This window comes from Blautia sp. AM42-2, assembly GCF_003480245.1.
Taxonomy (GTDB): domain Bacteria; phylum Bacillota; class Clostridia; order Lachnospirales; family Lachnospiraceae; genus Fusicatenibacter; species Fusicatenibacter saccharivorans.
The window spans coordinates 24,966-46,202 of sequence record NZ_QUIM01000014.1; the positions used below are offsets into that span (position 1 = coordinate 24,966).

Annotated in this window: 18 protein-coding genes and 1 other annotated feature; of the genes, 9 read left to right on the plus strand and 9 right to left on the minus strand. The window is 51.0% G+C overall.

Going from position 1 to position 21,237, the window contains the following annotated elements; translation table 11 throughout:
* The first annotated feature begins 27 nt into the window (after nucleotides 1–27).
* On the plus strand, nucleotides 28–1,434 hold the full coding sequence (gene pdxR, locus DW915_RS13335; RefSeq protein ID WP_055267548.1) for a MocR-like pyridoxine biosynthesis transcription factor PdxR: 1,407 nt from the start codon (nucleotides 28–30) through the stop codon (nucleotides 1,432–1,434).
* Between the two features lie 97 nt (nucleotides 1,435–1,531).
* Here pdxR and pepF read toward each other — a convergent pair whose 3' ends face one another.
* The 3 genes from pepF to DW915_RS13350 all read right to left on the minus strand — a co-directional run bounded on the left by pepF (nucleotide 1,532) and on the right by DW915_RS13350 (nucleotide 4,753).
* Nucleotides 1,532–3,334 carry an oligoendopeptidase F gene (gene pepF / locus DW915_RS13340; RefSeq protein WP_199669513.1) on the minus strand — a complete coding sequence of 601 codons (1,803 nt, stop codon included), beginning with the start codon at nucleotides 3,332–3,334 and terminating at the stop codon, nucleotides 1,532–1,534.
* Nucleotides 3,335–3,416: 82 nt separating this feature from the next.
* Nucleotides 3,417–3,788, minus strand: a complete 372-nt coding sequence (locus tag DW915_RS13345) for a hypothetical protein (protein ID WP_055267483.1) — start codon at nucleotides 3,786–3,788, stop codon at nucleotides 3,417–3,419.
* Between the two features lie 143 nt (nucleotides 3,789–3,931).
* On the minus strand, nucleotides 3,932–4,753 hold the full coding sequence (locus DW915_RS13350) for a Cof-type HAD-IIB family hydrolase (RefSeq protein WP_117760558.1): 822 nt from the start codon (nucleotides 4,751–4,753) through the stop codon (nucleotides 3,932–3,934).
* 174 nt (nucleotides 4,754–4,927) lie between these two features.
* Here DW915_RS13350 and DW915_RS13355 point away from each other — a divergent pair, with 174 nt between their 5' ends.
* From DW915_RS13355 to DW915_RS13365, 3 genes are read left to right on the plus strand one after another with little or no spacing between them, the layout of a single operon-like run.
* The gene (locus DW915_RS13355; protein WP_055221324.1) at nucleotides 4,928–5,596 is read left to right on the plus strand and encodes an HAD family hydrolase; all 669 of its coding nucleotides are present in this window, start codon (nucleotides 4,928–4,930) and stop codon (nucleotides 5,594–5,596) included.
* Between the two features lie 23 nt (nucleotides 5,597–5,619).
* Entirely contained in the window at nucleotides 5,620–5,883 is a 264-nt protein-coding gene (locus tag DW915_RS13360) for a hypothetical protein (protein WP_055221292.1), read from the plus strand.
* Between the two features lie 24 nt (nucleotides 5,884–5,907).
* Nucleotides 5,908–7,302, plus strand: coding sequence for an NAD(P)/FAD-dependent oxidoreductase (locus tag DW915_RS13365; RefSeq protein ID WP_022463087.1), 1,395 nt, complete (start codon nucleotides 5,908–5,910; stop codon nucleotides 7,300–7,302).
* Between the two features lie 78 nt (nucleotides 7,303–7,380).
* Here the strand turns inward: DW915_RS13365 and DW915_RS13370 are convergent, their stop codons facing one another.
* The gene (locus DW915_RS13370) at nucleotides 7,381–8,043 is read right to left on the minus strand and encodes an AraC family transcriptional regulator (protein ID WP_118742263.1); all 663 of its coding nucleotides are present in this window, start codon (nucleotides 8,041–8,043) and stop codon (nucleotides 7,381–7,383) included.
* A 161-nt stretch (nucleotides 8,044–8,204) separates the two neighbouring features.
* Between DW915_RS13370 and DW915_RS13375 the strand changes: the two genes are divergently transcribed.
* Nucleotides 8,205–10,220, plus strand: a complete 2,016-nt coding sequence (locus DW915_RS13375) for a beta-galactosidase (RefSeq protein ID WP_118742264.1) — start codon at nucleotides 8,205–8,207, stop codon at nucleotides 10,218–10,220.
* Between the two features lie 89 nt (nucleotides 10,221–10,309).
* Here the strand turns inward: DW915_RS13375 and DW915_RS13380 are convergent, their stop codons facing one another.
* Nucleotides 10,310–11,431 (minus strand): phosphotransferase enzyme family protein, encoded by a 1,122-nt coding sequence (locus tag DW915_RS13380; protein ID WP_118595595.1) that lies wholly within the window; start codon nucleotides 11,429–11,431, stop codon nucleotides 10,310–10,312.
* A gap of 144 nt (nucleotides 11,432–11,575) precedes the next feature.
* Nucleotides 11,576–11,851: a binding site (T-box leader), on the plus strand.
* Between the two features lie 71 nt (nucleotides 11,852–11,922).
* Between DW915_RS13380 and ilvB the strand changes: the two genes are divergently transcribed.
* The 3 genes from ilvB to DW915_RS13395 are packed head-to-tail and all read left to right on the plus strand — an operon-like array spanning nucleotide 11,923 to nucleotide 15,318.
* On the plus strand, nucleotides 11,923–13,641 hold the full coding sequence (gene ilvB / locus DW915_RS13385) for a biosynthetic-type acetolactate synthase large subunit (RefSeq protein ID WP_055221285.1): 1,719 nt from the start codon (nucleotides 11,923–11,925) through the stop codon (nucleotides 13,639–13,641).
* A gap of 12 nt (nucleotides 13,642–13,653) precedes the next feature.
* On the plus strand, nucleotides 13,654–14,163 hold the full coding sequence (gene ilvN, locus DW915_RS13390) for an acetolactate synthase small subunit (RefSeq protein ID WP_022463092.1): 510 nt from the start codon (nucleotides 13,654–13,656) through the stop codon (nucleotides 14,161–14,163).
* Between the two features lie 18 nt (nucleotides 14,164–14,181).
* Nucleotides 14,182–15,318 (plus strand): ROK family transcriptional regulator, encoded by a 1,137-nt coding sequence (locus DW915_RS13395; protein ID WP_118742265.1) that lies wholly within the window; start codon nucleotides 14,182–14,184, stop codon nucleotides 15,316–15,318.
* Nucleotides 15,319–15,418: 100 nt separating this feature from the next.
* Here DW915_RS13395 and DW915_RS13400 read toward each other — a convergent pair whose 3' ends face one another.
* The 4 genes from DW915_RS13400 to htpG all read right to left on the minus strand — a co-directional run bounded on the left by DW915_RS13400 (nucleotide 15,419) and on the right by htpG (nucleotide 20,287).
* Complete coding sequence (locus tag DW915_RS13400) at nucleotides 15,419–16,111, minus strand: LrgB family protein (protein ID WP_055267500.1); 693 nt, start codon at nucleotides 16,109–16,111, stop codon at nucleotides 15,419–15,421.
* Nucleotides 16,108–16,479, minus strand: a complete 372-nt coding sequence (locus DW915_RS13405) for a CidA/LrgA family protein (protein ID WP_055221279.1) — start codon at nucleotides 16,477–16,479, stop codon at nucleotides 16,108–16,110. Before DW915_RS13405 ends, DW915_RS13400 begins: the two co-directional genes overlap by 4 nt.
* A 223-nt stretch (nucleotides 16,480–16,702) precedes the next feature.
* Nucleotides 16,703–18,148 (minus strand): Na+/H+ antiporter NhaC family protein, encoded by a 1,446-nt coding sequence (locus DW915_RS13410; protein ID WP_118742266.1) that lies wholly within the window; start codon nucleotides 18,146–18,148, stop codon nucleotides 16,703–16,705.
* Between the two features lie 63 nt (nucleotides 18,149–18,211).
* A complete protein-coding gene (gene htpG / locus DW915_RS13415) occupies nucleotides 18,212–20,287 on the minus strand; it encodes a molecular chaperone HtpG (protein ID WP_022461988.1) in 2,076 nt (691 codons plus the stop codon).
* A gap of 343 nt (nucleotides 20,288–20,630) precedes the next feature.
* Between htpG and DW915_RS13420 the strand changes: the two genes are divergently transcribed.
* Entirely contained in the window at nucleotides 20,631–21,197 is a 567-nt protein-coding gene (locus DW915_RS13420; RefSeq protein ID WP_118742267.1) for a TetR-like C-terminal domain-containing protein, read from the plus strand.
* Nucleotides 21,198–21,237 lie beyond the last annotated feature (40 nt).

The following is a 21,237-nucleotide window of genomic DNA, read 5'->3' on the forward strand; positions in this document are numbered from 1 at the left end:
TGTTCTTTTTGTCAGGGAGATGGGAAGATGAATGAATTGACGATTTCGCTGGATCCGCATCGGAAGACACCGCTCTATGAGCAGATCTACGGTTTTATCCGCGAGGAAATCCGCGGCGGACGGATCCGTGCAGGGGAGCGGCTGCCGTCGGCGCGGGCGCTTTCGGGCTATCTGTCGGTGAGCCGGAGTACCGTGGATCTGGCGTATGAGCAGCTGGTATCCGAAGGATATCTGGAGAGTGTGCCGTGCAAAGGCTACTTTGTCTGTGAAATTGAGGGGCTGTACCGCCTCGATGAAAAGAAAGAGGAGACAAAAGAGGATGATGCCGCGGAACAGATGCCGTTCCGCTACGATTTTGCCGTGACCGGTACGGCGCCGGGCGGATTTCCGCAGAACAGCTGGAAGAAGATCTCGAAAGAAGTCCTGCTGGACGCAGATGACAGCCTGTTCCAGCTCGGGGATGCGAAGGGCGAGCACGGTCTTCGGGAGGCAATCCGCGACTATCTGCACCACGCACGCGGCGTGAACTGCCGCACGGAGCAGATCATCGTCGGAGCGGGAAATGATTATCTGCTGATGCTGCTTTCGGTGATCTTAGGGCGTGGCCATAAAGTGGCGATGGAAAATCCGACCTACATCAGTGCCTACCGCTGTTTTGCGAAGCTCGGCTATGCGATGTGTACGATTTCGATGGACGAAGCGGGCATGCGGCCGGCGGAGCTGGAAAAAAGCGGGGCGGATCTGGCGTACATCATGCCGTCGCACCAGTTCCCGATGGGCATGGTCATGCCGATGAAGCGGCGGATGCAGCTCCTTGCGTGGGCATCGAGGGAAAATGGGCGGTATCTGATTGAGGATGATTACGACAGTGAATTCCGCTACAAGGGCCGCCCGATCCCGGCACTGCAGGGCAATGACACAGAGGGAAAAGTGATCTATCTTGGAACGTTTTCGCGGGCGATTGCGCCGTCCATCCGCATCAGCTACATGGTGCTGCCGGAGACGCTGCTGCCTGCCTACGAGGAGAACGGAAGATGCTTTTCCGCGACAGTTTCGAAGACGGACCAGAAGATTCTGGAAGAGTTTATGCGGAGCGGCGCGTTCGAGCGCCATCTGAACCGGATGCGTGCACAGTATAAAGGGAAACACGACCTGCTGATCCGGCTTCTGAAGGAGTTTGGGCGGGAGTACACGGTGTCCGGCGAGAATGCGGGAGTCCATGTGCTGGTCCACCTGCCGAGAGGACTTTCCGAAGCGGAGGCGGTGCAGCGGGCAAAAGAGGATGGCGTGCGCGTGTACGGGCTGGAACGGTACTGCATCGGCGCTGCCGCAGATCCCGCACAGGGCGGCACAGTGCTGCTTGGGTACGCCGGGCTTTCTGAGGAGGAGATTGCAGAGGCAGCTGCGATTCTGAAAAAGTGCTGGAATGCGTGAAAAAAGATATGAAAAAAACGGATTGCTTCGCCAGTAACAAAAGCTGACGGAACAATCCGTTTTTACTGTTTGATAGAGAGTTACAATGCGGACAGGATCAGCAGCCCAGCTCTTCGGTCAGCTCGCAGATCTCATCGATGATCGATCCAATCGTCTCGATCGTATCGAGAAGCGGTGCATCCGTCGAGATATCAACGCCGGCCATTTTTGCCAGCTCTTCCGGTGTCTTCGTGCTTCCGGCGGTCAGTACCTTTTTCCAGTCATCGACAGCGGTCTGGCCTTCGGTTTCGATGCGCCTGCAGACCTGTGTGGCAACGGTCAGTCCGGCGCTGTAGGTGTAGGAGTAAAGTCCCATATAGTAATGCGGCTGGCGCATCCAGGTGAGCGCTGCGTCATCGGAAATTTCCACATCATCGCCCCAGAACTTCTGCAGGGTCTCTTTCATAATGCTGCTTAACGTCTCAGCCTGTACGCTGTCGCCGGCATCGATGAGCTTGTAAACCTCGCGCTGGTAAGCAGCCTCCATCAGATGGGTGACGAAGTTATGATAATATGTGTTGCTGATCATACAGCTTAAAACCCAGCGGCGGAACCGTTTGTCCGGGGTCGTTTTCAGCAGATAATGAGCCATAAGAAGCTCGTTCATGGTAGACGGCGCCTCGACAAAATAAGAGGAAACCTCGGTATCGAGAATCGCCTGTGCGCCGTTGCAGAGACGGAAATGGCCGGCGTGGCCGAGTTCATGCGCCAGCGTGAAAACATCTGCCATGCGGTTATTCCAGCTTAAGAGAATAAAGGAACCTTTTCCGTACGGGCTGGCACAGAAGCCGCCGGTGGATTTTCCCTGGTTCTGTGCAAAGTCAACCCAGCGTTTTTTGTATGCCTCCTGAATCATGGAAACGTAATCATCACCGAGAATGGCAAGGCCTTTTTCGATGTACTGTTTTGATTCCTCGATCGTGACAGACGGATCGTACTCCGGGTCGACGGCGATTTTCAGATCGGCGAAGGTCATGCGGTCAAGGTTGTGAACCTTTTTCAACAGGCGGGCATATTTGCGCATATGCGGAGCCAGGCGGGTGGTGATGAGATCGATCTGGCGGTTGTACAGCTCACGGCTGACCTGCTGCGGGAACAGCAGAGAATCGATGACGGAATCGAAGCCGCGCAGCGTGGCCATGGTCTTTTCTGTCTGCAGCTGGGCATTGTAAGCAGCTGCCGTTACATTTTCGTACTGTCTGATTTTTGCAGAAAAGGCGGAGAATGCACTGCGGCGGATATCGGTGTCTTTTTCGTACTCGTAATTATCCTCAAACAGGGAGTAGCCGAGCGGATATTCTTTTCCGTTTACGGTGAAAGAATCAAATTTCATATCGGCAAGCTTTGCCATGTTGTAGATCTGGTACGGAGCCGAGAAGGTCTGGGAAAGAGCGGAAATGGCACGCTCGGTTTCCGGGCTCAGGCGGTGTGCCTTGTTGCGGAGAATCTCGGCGAGATAGCAGCGGTTCGTATCTGACTGCTGCATGGCCTCGTTCAAAACATCCTCGGACTGTTCGGAAAGCTCGCTCTCGATAAAGGTGAGACGGCTGAAAATCTCAGAGATCAGGCTGTTGATGCGGTCGTTGCGCGTCTGGTTTGCACTGTTGTAATAGTCGACAGAAACGGCGAGATCGCAGTAGTTGGCGGTCAGTGTGATCAGACGGTAGACCTCCTGGTAATCGTCGAGGCAGTGGTTGATCGTGGCTGCATCGGTGAGGTTTCCTTTGTAGGATGCTTCCATAGAAAGACTTAATTCTTTCATTTTCTGCGCATCAGCCAGCATGGCCTCCTCGGTTGGATAAATTAAAGACAGGTCCCAGGTAAGTTCTACAGGAACGTCATCGCGTTTTGCAAGTTCCATAACAATCTCCTTTCCATAAAAAAGGGGAGGTTTCCCTCCCCAGGAATTACTTCCTTATGTTTCTATATTCTGTTTTTGGGTTTTATTCTGTGGTTACTTCGCTTTCTTCCTGTGGAGAAACTTCACGATCCGCACAGCTTTCTTTTTCAGCGTCTTCTTCTTCGGACTCTGCGGTTTCGCTTTCAGCTTCTGTATCAGCTGTTTCGGAACCTTTATTGCAAGCTGCAGATTCCGGATCCGGTGCAGCATCCTCCGCACCTTTCGTTTTCGGAAGGGTCGTATAAGTACGTTCAGCAGGAGCAGGCTCTTCCTCTTCAAATTCGTCTTTAAAATCGTCAAAATCTGTTTCAAGATCTGCTTTTCCTTTCCGGATAAAATAGACTGCCGCACCGCAGGCTGCGCCGACAGCGGCAGAAGCCAGAGTAAGCAGAATACGTTTTGATTTTCGTGACATCTCGATTCAAGTCTCCTTTCAAATGCCGTCCTTTGAAACTATTGTAATACAGTTTCAACAAAAAAGAAAGTAAAATCTTACAGAATTCGGAAAAAGTGCCAAAGAAAACAAGAAAAAGAAGGTTTCCTGACACAGAAACAGAATCAGGCAAGGATAAACTTACGAAGAATCTCCGCCACGCCGCTGTGATTGCAGTCGTTTTCCGTGATATAATCGGCACTCGCCTTTACGGCATCGGTCGCATTTTTCATGGCGGCACCGACGGCAGCGGCCTCGATCATCGAAATATCATTTTCCTGATCTCCGGCAGCCACGGTGTTGGCAAGCGGAATCTGAAGAAGCTCGCAGAGTTTTTTCACGGCATGGCCCTTGGAAACGTGTTCCGGGACATGCTCGAGGTAATGCGGGCTGGAGTAGAACATCGAAATTTTTCCTTTTGACCACGGCTCCATGGCAGCGCGGTAAGCGTCCATTTTTGCACGGTCGTGGAGATCAATCACGATCATCTTGCATGGTTCCTCGGCGAGGTGCTCCGGCAGAAGCGGATCTTCCACGACGGGAATGTGGATTGCCTGTGTGTAAACGCGCGTTTCCTCGCCTGCATGGCGGCAGAGAAGGGAGGTGTCGGAGTAGGTGTGGCAGTAGAGGCCTGCCTCCTGCGTTTTTTCAAAGATCACGCGTGCATATTCGAGCGGAATCGTGCGGCGGTACAGCGTTTTCTTTGCCGCGCAGTCGTAAATCAGTCCGCCGTTGAATGCGATGGCATAGCAGCCTTCGCGGTCGAGTCCGAGCTCTTTTAAGATCGGCAGAAAGCCGGAGAGCGGGCGGCCGGTGTTGAACACAATTTTGTGGCCGGCAGCAAGTGCCTCTGAAATGGCATCCATGTTTTCTTTTGTCACCTGCTTTTCGGAATTCAGCAGGGTATCATCCATATCGGTAAAAAATATTTTCACAGTCTGATTCATATTCTCTTTTTTTCCTTTCCAAGAATCTGAAAAACAGTTTCATTTTAGCATAAAGTGCCGGAAAAGAAAATATGGTTGCGCAGGGAAAAAATACAGGATATAATGATTGCGGACAAGAAGAGAGAGAAGAAAGAAAATCGAAGAACAAAAGAGACAAAGAAGGGAAGTCAGAATATGATAAAAGCTTGTATCTTTGACCTGGACGGCACCATCGCAGACACTGTAGAGTCGATTGCGCACGCAGTCAACCGCGTTCTGGAACATTTTGGACTTGTGCCGCGCCCGGTAGAAGCCTTCAACTTTTACGCCGGAGACGGTTTCGATCTGGCAGTGGAGCGCGCTTTAAAAGACGCCGGAGATGCAGAGCTCAACTATCTGCAGGAGGGCATCCGCCTTGGCCGCGCGTGGTTCAACGAGGACCCGCTGTATCACGTAAAACCGTATCCTAATATGCGGGAAACCCTGACCGCGCTGCGGGAAGAAGTTCCGATTGCCGTATGTTCCAACAAGCCGCACGAGGCGGCCATCCACGTCGTGGAGAGCGTGTACGGACCGGGCTTTTTCAACCGGATTCAGGGGCAGACCGCAGAAATCCCGAGAAAGCCGTCTCCGATCGGTGCGCTCGCGATTGCAGACGCACTCGGCGCCAGACCGGAAGAGTGCCTGTACTTTGGCGATACCAATACGGATATGCAGACCGGAAACGCCGCAGGCATGTTTACCGTTGGTGTGACGTGGGGATTCCGCCCGCGCCAGGAGCTGATCGACAACCATGCGATGGAGCTGCTCGACCGGCCGGAGGAAATCTTAACGCTTTTTCACAGAAAGAATCAGGAAAAATAAAACGAACAGAGGAGAAAACCAGAATGGGAGAATATACTGAAGAATGCATCAACACATTTTTAATGAATCAGGGCCAGTTATTCGACGAGCCGGTGGCTGAAAATTACGATGAGGCAGAGGCCTTTCTGGAGGACTGCCTTGCAGTCGTTGCCGACAATCTGGACGACGTGCGCGCCTACATGGAAGAAGAGGGCATGGACGTGGAAGAAATGTCGGATGCAGAATTAGAAGAGCAGAGCGAAGTCTTTGCCCTGCCGGACGGCCAGTATCTGATCGTGATGGGATAAAAAACGAGAGGAAATTAAAAAAGAATGAAATATGATGTCATTATTATCGGCGCAGGCCCGTCAGGTATTTTCTGTGCCTATGAACTGCTGAAAGAAAAACCGGATCTGAAGGTGCTGATGATCGAAAAAGGACGTTCGATCGAGAGCCGTCAGTGTCCAAAGAGAAAAACGAAAAAATGCGTGAACTGCAAACCGTGCTCGATCACAACGGGATTTGCCGGAGCAGGCGCATTCTCCGACGGAAAGCTTTCTCTTTCCCCGGATGTCGGTGGAAATCTGCCGGAGATTTTAGGATATGAAAAGACGGTTGAGCTGATCCATGAGTCCGACCAGATCTATCTGGATTTCGGCGCAGACAAGAATGTTTACGGTGTCGATAAAGAAAAAGAGATCCGTGAGATCCGCCGCAGAGCGATCAACGCCAACCTGAAGCTGATCGAATGTCCAATCCGCCATCTCGGAACTGAGGAGGGCTACAAGATTTACAGCCGCCTCGAGGATCACTTAAAAGAGATCGGCGTGGAAATGAAATTCAACACGATGGTCAATGATATTACAATCGAGGACGGCCGTGCGACAGCTGTAACACTTGAGGACGGAACGGTTTACGAGGCAGATGAGATTGTCTCCGCAGTAGGCCGCGAGGGAGCCGACTGGTTCTCACATATCTGCAACGGCCACGGCATCGAGACCGAGGTCGGAACCGTCGATATCGGTGTCCGCGTGGAAGTCCGCGACGAGGTCATGGAGTTTCTGAACAAGAACCTGTACGAGGCAAAACTCGTTTACTATACCCCGACTTTTGACGACAAAGTGCGTACCTTCTGTACGAACCCGTCCGGTGAGGTGGCAACTGAGTATTATGAAAACGGTCTGGCAGTTGTAAACGGCCACGCCTACAAATCCCAGGAGTTCAAGACAAACAACACGAACTTTGCCCTCCTGGTATCCAAGAACTTTACGAAACCATTTAAAACCCCGATCGAGTACGGCAAACAGATCGCACAGCTTTCCAACATGCTCTGCGACGGCAAGATCCTCGTTCAGACGTACGGCGATTTCAAACGCGGAAGAAGAACGACAGAAGAGCGCCTCTGCCGCAATAACCTGATCCCGACCTTAAAAGATGCCGTTCCGGGCGACCTTTCCCTGGTATTCCCGCACCGTATCATGGTCGACATTGCCGAGATGATCGAAGCCCTCGACAAAGTAACACCGGGTATCGCCAGCGATGAGACACTGCTGTACGGCGTAGAAGTCAAATTCTATTCCAACAAAGTTGTCGTAGACAAAGACTTCTGCACCAGCGTCAAAGGCCTCCGCGCCATCGGCGACGGCGCATCCGTAACCCGCGGCCTCCAGCAGGCAAGCGCAAACGGACTGTCGGTTGCGAGAAGCATTCTGAAAAGCATGAAATAAGAGAAAACGAAAAAGATCCTTCGTCTGTGAAATGAGACGGAGGATCTTTTTTGGCGCCGGAAAGAGGGGTGTTTCAGATTATATGCCGTACAGCTTCCGGAACTGCTTCGGCGTTGTCCCGGTCTGCTGGCGGAAAACCGAGATAAAGTAGCTGACATCGCGGTAGCCGCAGAGGGCGGCGATGCCGTCGAGCGTAGTGTAGGGACGGCTGATGAGAAGCTCCTTGGCGCGGCTGATGCGCAGAACGCTGATGTACGAGCGGACAGAGCTGCCGACAAAACGCTGGAACAGGCGTGTCAGGAACTCAAAGCATCCGACGGAGAGCGCAGCATCGTCGATGTCATTTTTCAGAAAATGTGAGTCGATTATGCGGTCAATCCATTCCTGAAACCACGCGCCCTCTGAGGCCGGAACGAAAAGATACGGCGAGACGGCACAGATTTTATAGAGATCATCGGAGAGCTTTCCGTCAAAGGTCAGAAAGGATGTAAACCACATCTCCCTGCCGTCGTTTTCGCGGTATTCATGCGGCACATGCGGAGCAATCAGAACACCGTCACCTGGTTTCAGCAAAAGTTCCTGGCCTTTGAGGGTCAGCAGCCCTTCGCCGCGTTCCGTCTGAATCCAGTGATATAAGGGGAATCCGTTCGGGCGCACAACGGGCTCCTGCAGCCAGCGGTTGCCGATGCTGTCAGCGGAGAGGGAAAAATCAGAGGCGGATGGTTTAAAGAAAATAGGCATAACAGTCAGTTCCTTTCTGAAAGAAAAGTCTAAAATAAGATTCCGGAATGAGTTTCGAAAATTCATACTTTTTAGACAAGCATATCATACTTTTCTCACAAAGACCAGTATATAATAGAGCCATCAAAACGAGATATCCAAACACAGGAGGAATCAAAAAAATGCAGCCAAAATTCAAAAAAATGTTATACGGAGGAGACTACAACCCAAACCAGTGGCCAAAAGAGATCTGGGATGAGGATATGAAACTTTTCCATCAGGCCGGCATCAACAGCACCACGATCAACGTATTTTCCTGGGCAAAAATCCAGCCGTCCGAGAATGAGTACGACTTTACAGAGCTCGATGAGATCGTAGACACCCTGACAAAAGAGGACGTCCAGATCGTCATGGCAACATCCACCGGCGCACTCCCGGCATGGATGGTACACCGTTATCCGGAAGTGGCAAGAACCGATTTCGAAGGACGCCATCACAAATTCGGTCATCGCCACAATGCCTGCCCGAACAGCCCGGTTTTCCAGAAATATGCAAAACGCCTGGCAGAAAAACTGGCAGAGCGTTACGGCGACAACAAAAACATCGTCTGCTGGCACATCAGCAATGAGTACGGCGGCGAGTGCTACTGCGAGAACTGTGCAAAAGCGTTCCGCGTATGGCTGAAAGACAAATACAAAACACTCGATGAAGTCAACAAGGCATGGAACATGGAGTTCTGGGGCCACACCATCTACGACTGGGACGAGATTGTACCGCCGAACGATCTGGGAGACGGAATGCCATGGGGAAGCGGCACTGCATTTGCAGGAATGTCCCTCGACTACATGCGTTTCAACTCCGACGGCATGCTGAACAACTACAAAATGGAGCGTGACGCGATCCGCAAATACGACAAAGAAACACCGATCACCACAAACCTGATGGGAACGTACAAAGGTCTCGACTACTTCAAGTGGGCAAAAGAAATGGATATCGTATCCTGGGACAACTACCCGAGCTACAATACACCATGGAGCCACGTAGCTATGACCCACGACCTGATGCGCGGCCTCAAAGACGCACCGTTCATGCTGATGGAGCAGACTCCGAGCCAGCAGAACTGGCAGCCGTACAACTCCTTAAAGAAACCGGGCCAGATGCGCGCACAGAGCTATCAGACCGTTGCACACGGCGCAGACACGATTCAGTTCTTCCAGCTGAGAAGAAGCGTCGGCGGATGCGAGAAATTCCATGGTGCTGTTATCGCACACGCAGGAACCGCAGATACCCGTGTCTTTTGTGAGGTAACCCAGCTCGGAAAAGAACTGGAGAAAATCGGAAGCCGTGTGATGGGCTCCGAGAACCACGCAAAAGTCGGCATCATCTTCGACTGGGAAAACTACTGGGCACTGGAGTACACCAGCGGACCGAACCGCGATTTACGTTACGTAGACCAGATCGAGCAGATGTACAATTACTTCTATAACAAGAACATCGCTGTCGATATGATCCCGATCGATGCGGACTTCTCCAAATATGACCTCGTTGCAGCACCGGTTCTCTACATGGTAAAAGACGGTGTGGCAGAGAGCCTGGAGGCTTATGTACAGGCAGGCGGAACCCTCATCACCACCTACATGAGCGGTATCGTCGGACAGTCGGACAACGTTCATCTCGGCGGATACCCGGGACCGCTCAGAAAAATGGCAGGCGTATGGGTAGAAGAGATCGACGCTCTTGCACCGGAGCAGAGAAACAAGATCCGTTTCGCAGACGGAACCGAGGAAGAGTGCCGTCTCGTATGTGACCTGATGCACCTCGAAGGAGCTGAAGAAATCGCACAGTATGAGAGCGATTTCTATGCAGGCATGACTGCTGTTGCAAAAAATCAGTTCGGAAAAGGAACCGTATATTATGTCGGAACCGACCTTTCTGAGAGCGGCCTTGCAAAAGTTCTTGCTATGGCAGCAGACAGCGCAGCCATCCAGCCGGTGATTGGAGAAGCAACAGCACTCGAGATCACAAAACGCCAGGCAGACGGCGAGGATCTGTACTTTATCATCAACTTTAAAGATGAGGAGATTCCGCTTCCGGCAGTCTTCGACGGAAAAGAAGATATCCTGACCGGCGAGAAAGTACAGGGCGGTGAGATGCTGAAGAAATACGATCTGCGGATTGTCAGCGTTCCGAGAGCATAATATAAAACATATTAACAAAAAAGACACAGCAGGAGGCAGAAAGATACTTCCAGCTGTGTCTTTTTGATGTTGTGAATTTATGCGGGTGCTTAGTGGGAAAACGAAGCCCGTGCGACGATGTTCTCCATCTCGCCCCATTTCTCCTCCATATCCGCTACAAGCGCGATCTGTGTCCGCGCCCGTACGAGGTTGTGCTCCGGGTAAGCGGTTTTGAAGTAGGTATCGCCCATCAGGTAATCGGCGAGAAAACGGATGCCGCATTCGAGGGTCATTAATTTTGCACCCATCGGCAGCATTTCGACTTCCGCACGGGTCAAAGAGCCTGCGCAGCCTGCGAGAAAGCCCTTTGTATAGCTCTCAAAGAGAGGAAGGGAAAGAGACACCTTCGAGACATCCTGTTCGTCCTCAGCGGCCGTATTCGCGCCGAAGCGGATGGAATCTCCGAAGTCAAAGATCGACAGTCCCGGCATAATGGTGTCTAGATCGATGACGCAGATGCCCTCGCCGGTTTTGTCATCAATCATAATGTTGTTCAGCTTCGTATCGTTGTGCGTTACGCGGAGCGGCAGCTCGCCCGAGGCCTTCATGCGCTCGGCTACGCCGTAATCGTCTGCGTGGTCGAGGAAAAACGCCATCTCATCCGAAACGTTTTTCAGCCGTCCTTTCGGATCCGCCTGTACCGCCTGTAAAAGCGCCTGGTAGCGGAGCGGTGTGTTGTGGAAATCCGGGATCGTCTCGAAAAGAGAGGCGGACGGAAAATCGGAGAGCATCTGCTGGAAGCGGCCGAAAGCATTACCGGTCTCGTAAAACAGCTTTGGATCTGTCACGGCATCATAGCAGGACGCATCGGAAATAAAGAGAAATGCGCGCCAGAATTCTCCGCGCTCATCGACGAAAAACCAGGCATCGTCTGTCGTCGGAATCAGGTTCAGCGTCTCGCGGAATGGATCTCCTCCTGCGGCTGTGATTTTTTTCCGCAGAAATGATGTTACCTGTGCAATATTCTGCATCAGCTCCGTTGGATTGTGGAAAACGGTGCGGTTCATGCGCTGCAGAATCGATTTGCGGAGGACGCCGTTTTCGGTGGAGCGCACCAGAAACGTATCGTTGATATGGCCGTTCCCGTGCGGCGTCCAGTCTGTAATCGTTCCCGGGAAAGCAAATGCGTGGACAATGGAAGAGAGTTCTTCCTGTGTGTATGTAATCATCATGGGTATAAACTCCTTATTTTAATTAGACAAACCTGATTAAGTAAAGCACGCGCAGGGCGAAAAGTCAAGAAAAGGGCGCGAAACGATTGACAACGAGCGGCATTTCCGACTATAATAGACAGTAATTTAAGAAAAAACAAAACCTAAAATGCAGTGACAGGGAGGAGTACCTGGCGGCGCAAAGCAAAGAGAGGAGATGGATGGTGAGAATCTCCGTGAGCGTGCCTGCGGAAGTAGCCCTCGAGCAGTGGACTGAACAGAAAAAGCGGACAGCAATGTTTTCCAAGTAGGCTACAACGTAGTTCCCACGTTACCGGGATGCCGTATCGGATGAAAAAAGTTAAATCCTGTACGGAATGAGCAGAAGTGTATTCTTCTGGAATTCAGGTGGTACCGTGGATGGAAACATTCTCCCTGAACGTAAGGCACAGAAAAGGTGTTTTATGTTCGGGGATTTTTTATGCAGCAAATTTAGAACAGGAGGTTTTCATATGAAACAGATTACAGGAAACAAACTTCTGGTAAAGGCTCTGAAGGAGGAGGGTGTTGAGTATCTCTTCGGTTATCCGGGAGCCTGCACCATTGATATCAGCGATGAGCTTTACAAACAGGATGAAATCAAAATCGTTCTGCCGCGCCACGAGCAGGCGCTGGTGCATGAGGCGGATGCCTATGCGAGAACGACAGGAAAAGTCGGCGTATGCCTCGTTACCAGCGGCCCTGGCGCAACCAACCTGGTCACCGGTCTTGCAACGGCAAACTACGACAGCGTTCCGCTTGTCTGCTTCACCGGACAGGTAGCCCGCCACCTCATCGGAAACGATGCATTCCAGGAGGTTGATATCGTCGGCATCACCCGCAGCATCACGAAATACGGCGTGACGGTAAGAAACCGTGAAGATCTCGGACGCATCATCAAAGAGGCATTCTACATCGCACGCACAGGAAAACCGGGCCCGGTTCTCATTGACCTTCCAAAAGATGTCATGGCAGAGTTCGGCAGCGCAGAGTATCCGAAAAACGTCAACATCCGTGGCTACAAACCGAACACCAGCGTTCACATCGGTCAGTTAAAACGTGCGTTAAAGATGCTTTCGAAAGCAAAACGCCCGCTGTTCCTTGCCGGCGGCGGCGTCAACATCGCACATGCGCAGGAAGTGTTCCGCGAAGTGGTCGAGAAAACACAGGTGCCGGTTGTCACAACCGTTATGGGACGCGGCGCGATCTCCACGAAACATCCGCTGTTCATCGGAAACCTTGGCATGCACGGCGCGTATGCGGCGAATATGGCAGTCAGCGAGTGCGATCTGCTGTTCTCGATCGGAACACGTTTCAATGACCGTATCACCGGAAAGCTGCATGAATTTGCCCCGCACGCGCAGATCGTCCACATCGACATAGACACCGCTTCGATCTCTCGAAACATCCATGTCGATATCCCGATCGTAGCCGATGCAAAAGAGGCGATCACGAAGATGGCAGAGTACGTAGAGCCATGCTCCACATCGAAATGGCTTGCCCAGATCGATGCCTGGAAGAACGAGCATCCGCTGACGATGCGCCAGAACGGCGTGATGGGACCGCTCGATATTTTCAACGCGATCAACGAGAAGTTTGACGATGCGATCATCGTCACCGACGTCGGACAGCACCAGATGCTGACAAGTCAGTACGTCGACATTACCGAAAACCGCCAGATCATCATGTCCGGTGGCCTTGGAACGATGGGATACGGCCTTCCGGGCGCGATCGGAGCAAAAATCGGCAACCCGGACAAACCGGTCATCGCGATTTCCGGTGACGGCGGTATGCAGATGAATATTCAGGAGCTGGCGACTGCCGTTCTCGAGGAGCTGCCGGTCATCCTGTGTATCTTCAATAATGAATACCTCGGCATGGTACGCCAGTGGCAGAAGCTGTTTTACGGCAAACGGTACAGCATGACAAATCTGCGCGCCGGTGCACTTTCCCGCAGAACAGACGGAGAAGAGTACCCGGAATACACGCCGAATTTTATCAAATTGGCTGAGAGTTACGGCGCAAAAGGCATCCGTGTCATGAAGAAAGAGGATATCGCGGCCGCGTTTGAAGAGGCGAAGAAAAACACCAAGACTCCGACGATCATCGAATTTATCATCGATCCGGAGGAGATGGTTTACCCGATGATCAAGCCGGGCGGAACGCTCGAAGATATGATTATGGACTGTTAGGAGGAGAGCGCGATGAATAAGGGAATGAAAAAAAGATGGATTTCACTGTACGTAGAAAACCAGGTTGGTGTCCTTTCCAAGATTTCCGGGCTTTTTTCCGCAAAAAGCTATAACTTGGACAGCCTGACCGTCGGAACGACCGAGGACCCGACCGTATCGCGTATGACGATCGCCACGGTCAGTGACGATGAGACGTTTGAGCAGATCAAAAAACAGCTGAACCGCATGGTCGAGGTCATCAAAGTCATCGACTTTACCGACGTGTTTGTGCGCATGAAAGAGATTCTGTATATCAAGGTATTCAACTGCAGCGCAGCTGACAAAGTCGAGCTGTTCCAGATCGCTGAGACGTTCAAGGCGAAGGTCATCGACTACGGAAAAGACAGCCTGCTGCTCGAGTTTGTCCAGACGGCGACGAAAAACGATGCAGTTGTGAAGCTGATGAAAGAGGAATTCGGCAAGATCGAAGTCGTGCGCGGCGGAAGCGTCGGCATCGAGTCGATCAATGTGATGGAGCGGTAAAAGAGAGGACGTTTTTGCGTGAACGAAAAGAGTATTACCACAATTACGTTAAAAAAGATTAATAAGAAAAGTGTGTATCAGTACATCTATGAGCACCGCCAGACGGCGAAGCAGCAGATTGTGCAGGATCTGACGATGGGGCTTTCCACGGTGAGCCAGAACCTCAACGTGCTCGAGAAGGAGGGGCTGATTTCGCGGGACGGATTTTTCGAGTCGACCGGCGGCCGGAAAGCCCAGGTGATCCAGATCGTGCCGGAGTACCGGATTGCGGTCGGTGTCGGCATTCTGAAAAATATGTTTCACCTGGCTGCGGTCAATCTCTACGGGGAGGCGATCGCAGAGGAAACGGTCGCTGTGCCGTTTGCGCAGAGTGATGCGTATTATGACGGGATTGCATCATCTCTGGAATCATTCCTTGACCGTAACGGGTATGACAGGGAAAAGATCCTCGGTGTATCAATTGCGACGCAGGGAATCCCGGCGCCGGACGGGGAGTCGGTGCTTTACGGAGAGATTCTCCACAATACGGATATGAAGCTTGCCGACTTTTCCACAAGGATTCCGTATCCGTGCCGCCTCGAGCACGATTCGAAAGCGGCGGCGTCCCTGGAACTGTGGAATCACCCGGAGATTGAAAGTGCGGTGGTCTTCCTGCTGAACCGCAACCTGGGCGGGGCGGTGATCACGAATCACAAGGTGCATCAGGGGCTTTCGATGCACAGCGGAACGCTCGAGCATATCTGCATCGACCCGGAAGGGCCGGAGTGCTACTGCGGACAGAAAGGGTGCCTTGAGACGTATTGTTCCGCGAATGCGCTGGAAGCGGCGGCACAGATGCCGGTCAAAGAGTTTTTCCCGGCGCTGCGGGCAGGAAACGATGCGCGTCTTATGGAAATCTGGGATGCGTACCTGTCCCACCTTGCCTATGCAATGAAGACAGCAAATCTGCTGCTCGACGGAGCGGTGATTGTGAGCGGTTACCTTGCGCCGTATTTCAAAGAAGAAGACTGCCGGACACTGCTTGAAAAAGTCGATGCAGCCAGCCCGTTTCCGCTTGTGCGGGAGCAGCTTCTGGTCGGCACACACGGCCAGTACACGCCGGCGATCGGCGCGGCGCTTCTTTTTATTGAAGAGTTTCTGCAGTCGGAATTTTAATTTTTAGTTATAGAATTTCAGGGATAGAAAATCCGGGAACGGAAAGTTTTACATTGCTTTCCATTCCCGGATTTTTTCTGTTTTTTATCAGTGTTCGTTTTTAGATAAACATCGCATAAATCGACGCTCCGACCACAGTCAGAATACCTGCAACTGCAATCGAAAGGCTGCTCATCGCGCCCTCGACATCGCCCATCTCCATGGCCTTCGCCGTACCGATCGCATGGGAGGCCGATCCGATACTGATGCCCTTTGCAATCGGCTCCTCAATGTGAAACAGCTTGCAGAGCGTCTCCGCCAGCATATTTCCCAGTACACCCGTGATGATGATAACGGCAACCGTGATCGTCACCGCACCGCCGAGCTCTTCCGAAACACCCATGCCGATGGCCGTTGTGATGGATTTCGGCAGCAGTGTTACATACATTTTATGATTCAGATTGAAGATCAGCGCCAGCGCGAGAACCACGGTAAGGCTCGTCAGCACGCCGGAGAGAATACCGGCGAGGATGGCTTTGATATTCTTTTTCAATGCTTCCATCTGCTCATACAGCGGAATCGCAAGGCAGACCGTTGCAGGAGTCAGCAGATAGCTCAAGTATTTTGCACCGTCATTATAATTCTGATAATCGATATCGAAAACAGCAAGGAATACAATGACGACTGCAATGGAAATCAGCAGCGGATTGAAAATCGGAAGCCCAAATTTTTTCTTTAACAGCATGCCGAGCTCATACGCCAGAAGGCTGATGACAACGCCGAAAAATGCAGATTCACAGAGCATATTTGTCATTTTGCGTCCCCTCCTTTGTGTTTCTTTTCCAGCCGGATGACCGCCTGTGTCACGCGTCCGGACACAACCATAACGACGATGGTGCTGACGAGCGTAATCACGAGAACCGGAACGAGAACGGCTTTTAATTCACCCCAGGATTCCATCAGGCCGACGCCCGCCGGAATGAACATGACCGGCATGATCTCAATCATAAACTTGCCTGCGTCCTCGACGGCATCAAGTTTTAATGCCCCCGTCATCAGAAGCGCCAGCATCAGCACAAGGCCGTAGATACTTGCCGGAATCGGAAGCGGCAGCACGGCGTGCAGGATTTCTCCGACGAACGAAACCGCCATAATTACAAGGAACTGTCTTAATAATTTCACTTTGTCTGTTGTCCTTTCTCCCCATAACCCACATAACATCATTACTTCTCAATGTCACGACCCCGATTATACTACCCGCATAAAAGAATTTCAACCGTAAATGTTACTGCAATTTTGGCAATTTTTGCAAAAAAAAGCAAAAAAATGCCCGCCGATCAAACGAAAAAGTGAAATCGGTGGGCATTTTAACATAATTTTTTGAGTTGATCCGATACGGAACTTTTTAAGCATTGCTTTCGGCATTTTTCCGGTCCGGCAGAACGAAGATAAAGATCAGCGAACTGACAAGCAGCATGCCCGGATAGAAGAGGTTTGCCATGATTTCAAAGGCGGAGAGCTCATATCCCAGTTCATGCACCGCGGAAATCGCCACGAGCATCTGCGCGCCGTACGGCAGGATGCCCTGTGAGATGCAGGAGAAGGTATCGAGGAGCGATGCCGTTTTCCGTGGGGTGATGCCGTAGTCCTCGGACATCTGCTTTGCGATCGGGTTTGCCATGACGATCGCGACGGTGTTGTTTGCGGTCGCAATGTCGAGCAGCGCGACGAGAATGCCGACACCGAGCTGGCCGCCCTTTTTTCCGCGGAAGATTTTGTGAATGGCACGAAGCAGGACAGTAAAGCCGCCGTTTTCCCGAATCAGCGCGCACATCGCAGCGACAAGAATCGCAACCATACATGTCTCAAACATACCCGAAGTGCCGCTTCCCATGCTGGAGAGCATATCCCAGAGCGTCGTCTGTCCCGTACCGAGCATGATAACGGCACCGGAAGCAATACCGATAAGGAGTACGACAAACACCTGAATGCCCGCGATGCCGCCGATCAGCACGAGCAGGTACGGAACCGTCTGCAGCAGATGGTATTCGTGGACGATCGGTGTGCCCGGCGCCTGTCGGAAGGAGATTACAAGGATCAGCGCCAGCGCGGCAAGAGCAGCCGGGAGAGCGATCCAGAAGTTTTCGCGGAACTTGTCTTTCATCTCGCAGCCCTGTCCGTTGCAGGCGGCGATTGTCGTGTCGGAGATGAAAGAGAGGTTGTCGCCGAACATGGATCCGCCCATGACGGAGGCGACGCAGAGCGCCAGCGAAAAGCCGGAGGTCTCGGCAACAGCAGCGGCGATCGGCACGAGAAGCGTGATCGTTCCGACGGAGGTTCCCATGGCCGTGGAGACGAAGCAGGCAACGACAAAGAGCACAGCGACGGCATACTTTGCCGGAATCCAGGAGAGCATGAAATAGGCAACGCTCTCTGCACTGCTCCTTCCGACAACGCCGACAAATGTGCCTGCGGCGAGGAAGATCAGCAGCATTGTGATGATGTTTTTGTCCCCGATGCCCTGTCCCATGAGGGCGAGCTTTTCTTCAAACGGGACACTGCGGTTCTGCAGACAGGCGACGAGGATCGCTGCCAGAAACGCGACGACGATGGGGATGTTGTAGAAGCCCATCGGAATTTTTAAAATATACTCGGAATAAATGCCGAGCCCCAGATAAAACACCAGAAAAACGGCGATCGGGAGCAGGGCGGATGGCTTTCCTTTTTTCATAGAAATAAATACCAGACCTTTCGTGTGATTTTCCTTATTTTTCAATAGGGCGAATAGAATTATTCTATCATCTGGATCAGAAATCGTAAAGTAAAAAAGCAGGAAAAACACGCCGGACATCTGGTAAATTCCAGAAATCCGGCGTGTTTTATAAGAGGTGCGTTTTGCTGTGCCTGTGCTTTATCATTTTGCAAGGAGCATCATAATCTGATTGCTTCTGCTTACGAATTTTGTCATCTCGTCCGGAGAGAGCGGTTTGTGGCTGATCATTGCCAGATCATACAGCTGCTCGCAGAACAGGGATGTGTTGTCGTTCTCGCCATTCTTCAGAATGTACTGAACGAGCGGATGTTTTGCATTCAGGATCAGGGTTTCCTGTCCGCCGAACATGGACGGATCCATGCCGGTCATGCCGTACATCTTCATCATATCCTGCATCCGGCGGCTCTCCTCGGAAAGCGTTACCATGGAGGATACATTTTCGTCTTTCAGGTTCTCAACTTTGACGGTCAGATCTTTCTTGTCGAGGACTTTGCGGAAGAGATCGGTCAGAGTATTTGTAGCATCGGTCAGATCCTCACCGGACTCGTCTTTCATATCGTTGGTCAGATCTGCATCGATGCGCTGGAAGGTTACATGCTCGTTGTAACGCTCTGCATGGGTGATGAAAGCGGAGTCGATGTTGTGTTTCAGGATGACAGCATCCATGCCCTGGCTGCGGAACATGTTGATGTACTGGCTCTGCTGAACTTCGTCGGTGACGTAGTAAACAGTCGTTTTTTCCGGCTCTTTCTTCTCGTCAGCGTTTTCCGTATTTTCGGTATTCTCCGTAGTTTCAGCCTTCTCCTCGGTGTTCTCTGCAGGAGCTTCTTCTTTCTTATTCTCGTTGATGCAGTCCTCAAGAGTCAGATATTTTCCGTCGATGTTCTTGAACAGAATATAGTCCATCATCTTCTTGGAGAATTTCTCGTCCTTGATGCATCCGTATTTGATGAATGGGTTGATATCATCCCAGTATTTTTCGTAATTCTCACGGTCGGTTTTGCACATGCCGGAGAGCTTGTCAGCGAATTTCTTGGAGATGTACTCGGAGATCTTCTTGACAAATCCGTCGTTCTGCAGTGCGCTTCGGGATACGTTCAGCGGCAGATCCGGGCAGTCGATGACGCCTTTTAAGAGCATCAGATATTCCGGAATGACTTCTTTGATGTTGTCGGCAATAAATACCTGGTTGTTGTACAGCTTGATGGTTCCCTCGATGGAATCGTACTCGGTGTTGATACGCGGGAAGTAGAGGATACCTTTGAGGTTGAACGGATAGTCCATGTTCAGGTGGATCCAGAACAGCGGCTCGCGGTAGTCGTTGAAGACTTTGCGGTAGAATTCTTTATAATCCTCATCGCTGCACTCGTTTGGATGTTTGGTCCACAGCGGGTGGATATCACTGATGGAAACCGGGCGTTTGTTGATTTTTACTTTCTCTTTGGCCGGGGAAACTTCAACCTGCTCTTTCGTTCCGTCTTCTTTTTCTTTCTCTTCGTATTTTGCGTCCTCGTGGATGTGCTCTACGACAACGTCGTCGTCTTTTAATTCGCTTTCATCGATGGTCTCGTATTCCTGCGGCGCATTTGCTTTGGACAGGAAAATTTCAACCGGCATGAAGGAGCAGTATTTTTCCAGAACTTCGCGGACACGGTATTCGTTTGCGAATTCCAGGCAGTCCTCGTTCAGGAACAGAGTGATTTCGGTACCAACAGTTGTCTTGCTGCCCTCGGACATATCGTACTCGGTGCTTCCGTCACAGGTCCAGTGTACCGGGGTGGATCCTTCTTTATAGGAAAGAGAATCGATGTGAACTTCATCTGCTACCATGAAAGCAGAGTAGAAACCAAGACCGAAGTGGCCGATCATCTGATCTGAATTCGTTTTGTCTTTGTATTTCTCCAGAAATTCGGTAGCGCCGGAGAAGGCGATCTGGGTAATATATTCTTCGACTTCGTCTGCGGTCATACCGATACCGTTATCGATGAATTTTAAGGTTTTCTCATCCGGGTTTACAATCACCTGAATGGCTGCTTTGTAGTCATCCGGCAGAGTATATTCGCCCATGCCGTCGAGTTTTTTTAGTTTGGTGATGGCATCGCAGCCGTTGGAAACGAGCTCACGGACAAAGATATCGTGGTCGGAATACATCCATTTTTTGATAATCGGGAAAATATTGTCGCTGTTGATTGAAAGATTTCCATGTTTCGCACTCATGAGAAACACACTCCTTTTCTTATAAAAATATTTTGATCCAGCAAAGCGGGAATATCATGCTTTTTTAGATGTCTGCAGCTTTTTTACTGCTCTGATAGTTATAGTAATACTGGCACAGGGAAAAGTCAAGGGAAAATTAGCACTCGAGAAAAAAGAGTGCTAACAGAACGACGGAAAGTATTGAATTTACTGGTATTACGGTACTTTCTAAACTTTTTGTAAAGTCTGATCAGAAGGGCTGCGCAGTTGTTTCTGGAGAATGGATATGCTACAATGAAAAAGCATAGAAGCGTTTCGAACAGAAAGATTCCGAGGGTACATAAAAGAAAAATGGAGGAAATACATGACAAATGCGACAAAGGCGGCGCTGGAAGCGTCATTAAAAAAGCTGCTTTTGAAAAAGCCGCTGGACAAAATTACGATCAACGATCTGACGACAGACTGCGGCATCAGCCGGATGGCGTTTTATTATCATTTTAAGGATATCTACGATCTTGTCGAATGGTCGTGCCTGGAGGATGCGACGCAGGCGCTGCAGGGGAAGAAAACGTATGAGACATGGCAGGAAGGCCTGCAGCAGATTTTTGAGGCAGTGCTCGAGAATAAACCATTTATTATGAATGTCTATCACTCTGTAAGCCGGGAGCAGATCGAAACATATCTCTTTCATCTGACGCACGATCTGCTGTACGGTGTCGTACAGGAAAAAGCAAAGGGAACCGGCATCTCCGAGGCGGATCAGAGTTTTATCGCAGATTTCTATAAGTATAGCTTTACCGGTGTCATGCTCGACTGGATCAAAGACGGAATGAAAGGGGATTACCATATGATTGCGGAAAAAATGCACCGCACGATGGAAGGAAATGTCGTCAATTCCATCCGAAATTTTGAAAAAAGAAATAAAATATAGTTACACTTTACAAAACAGGGCGGATGATAAAAATTTAATC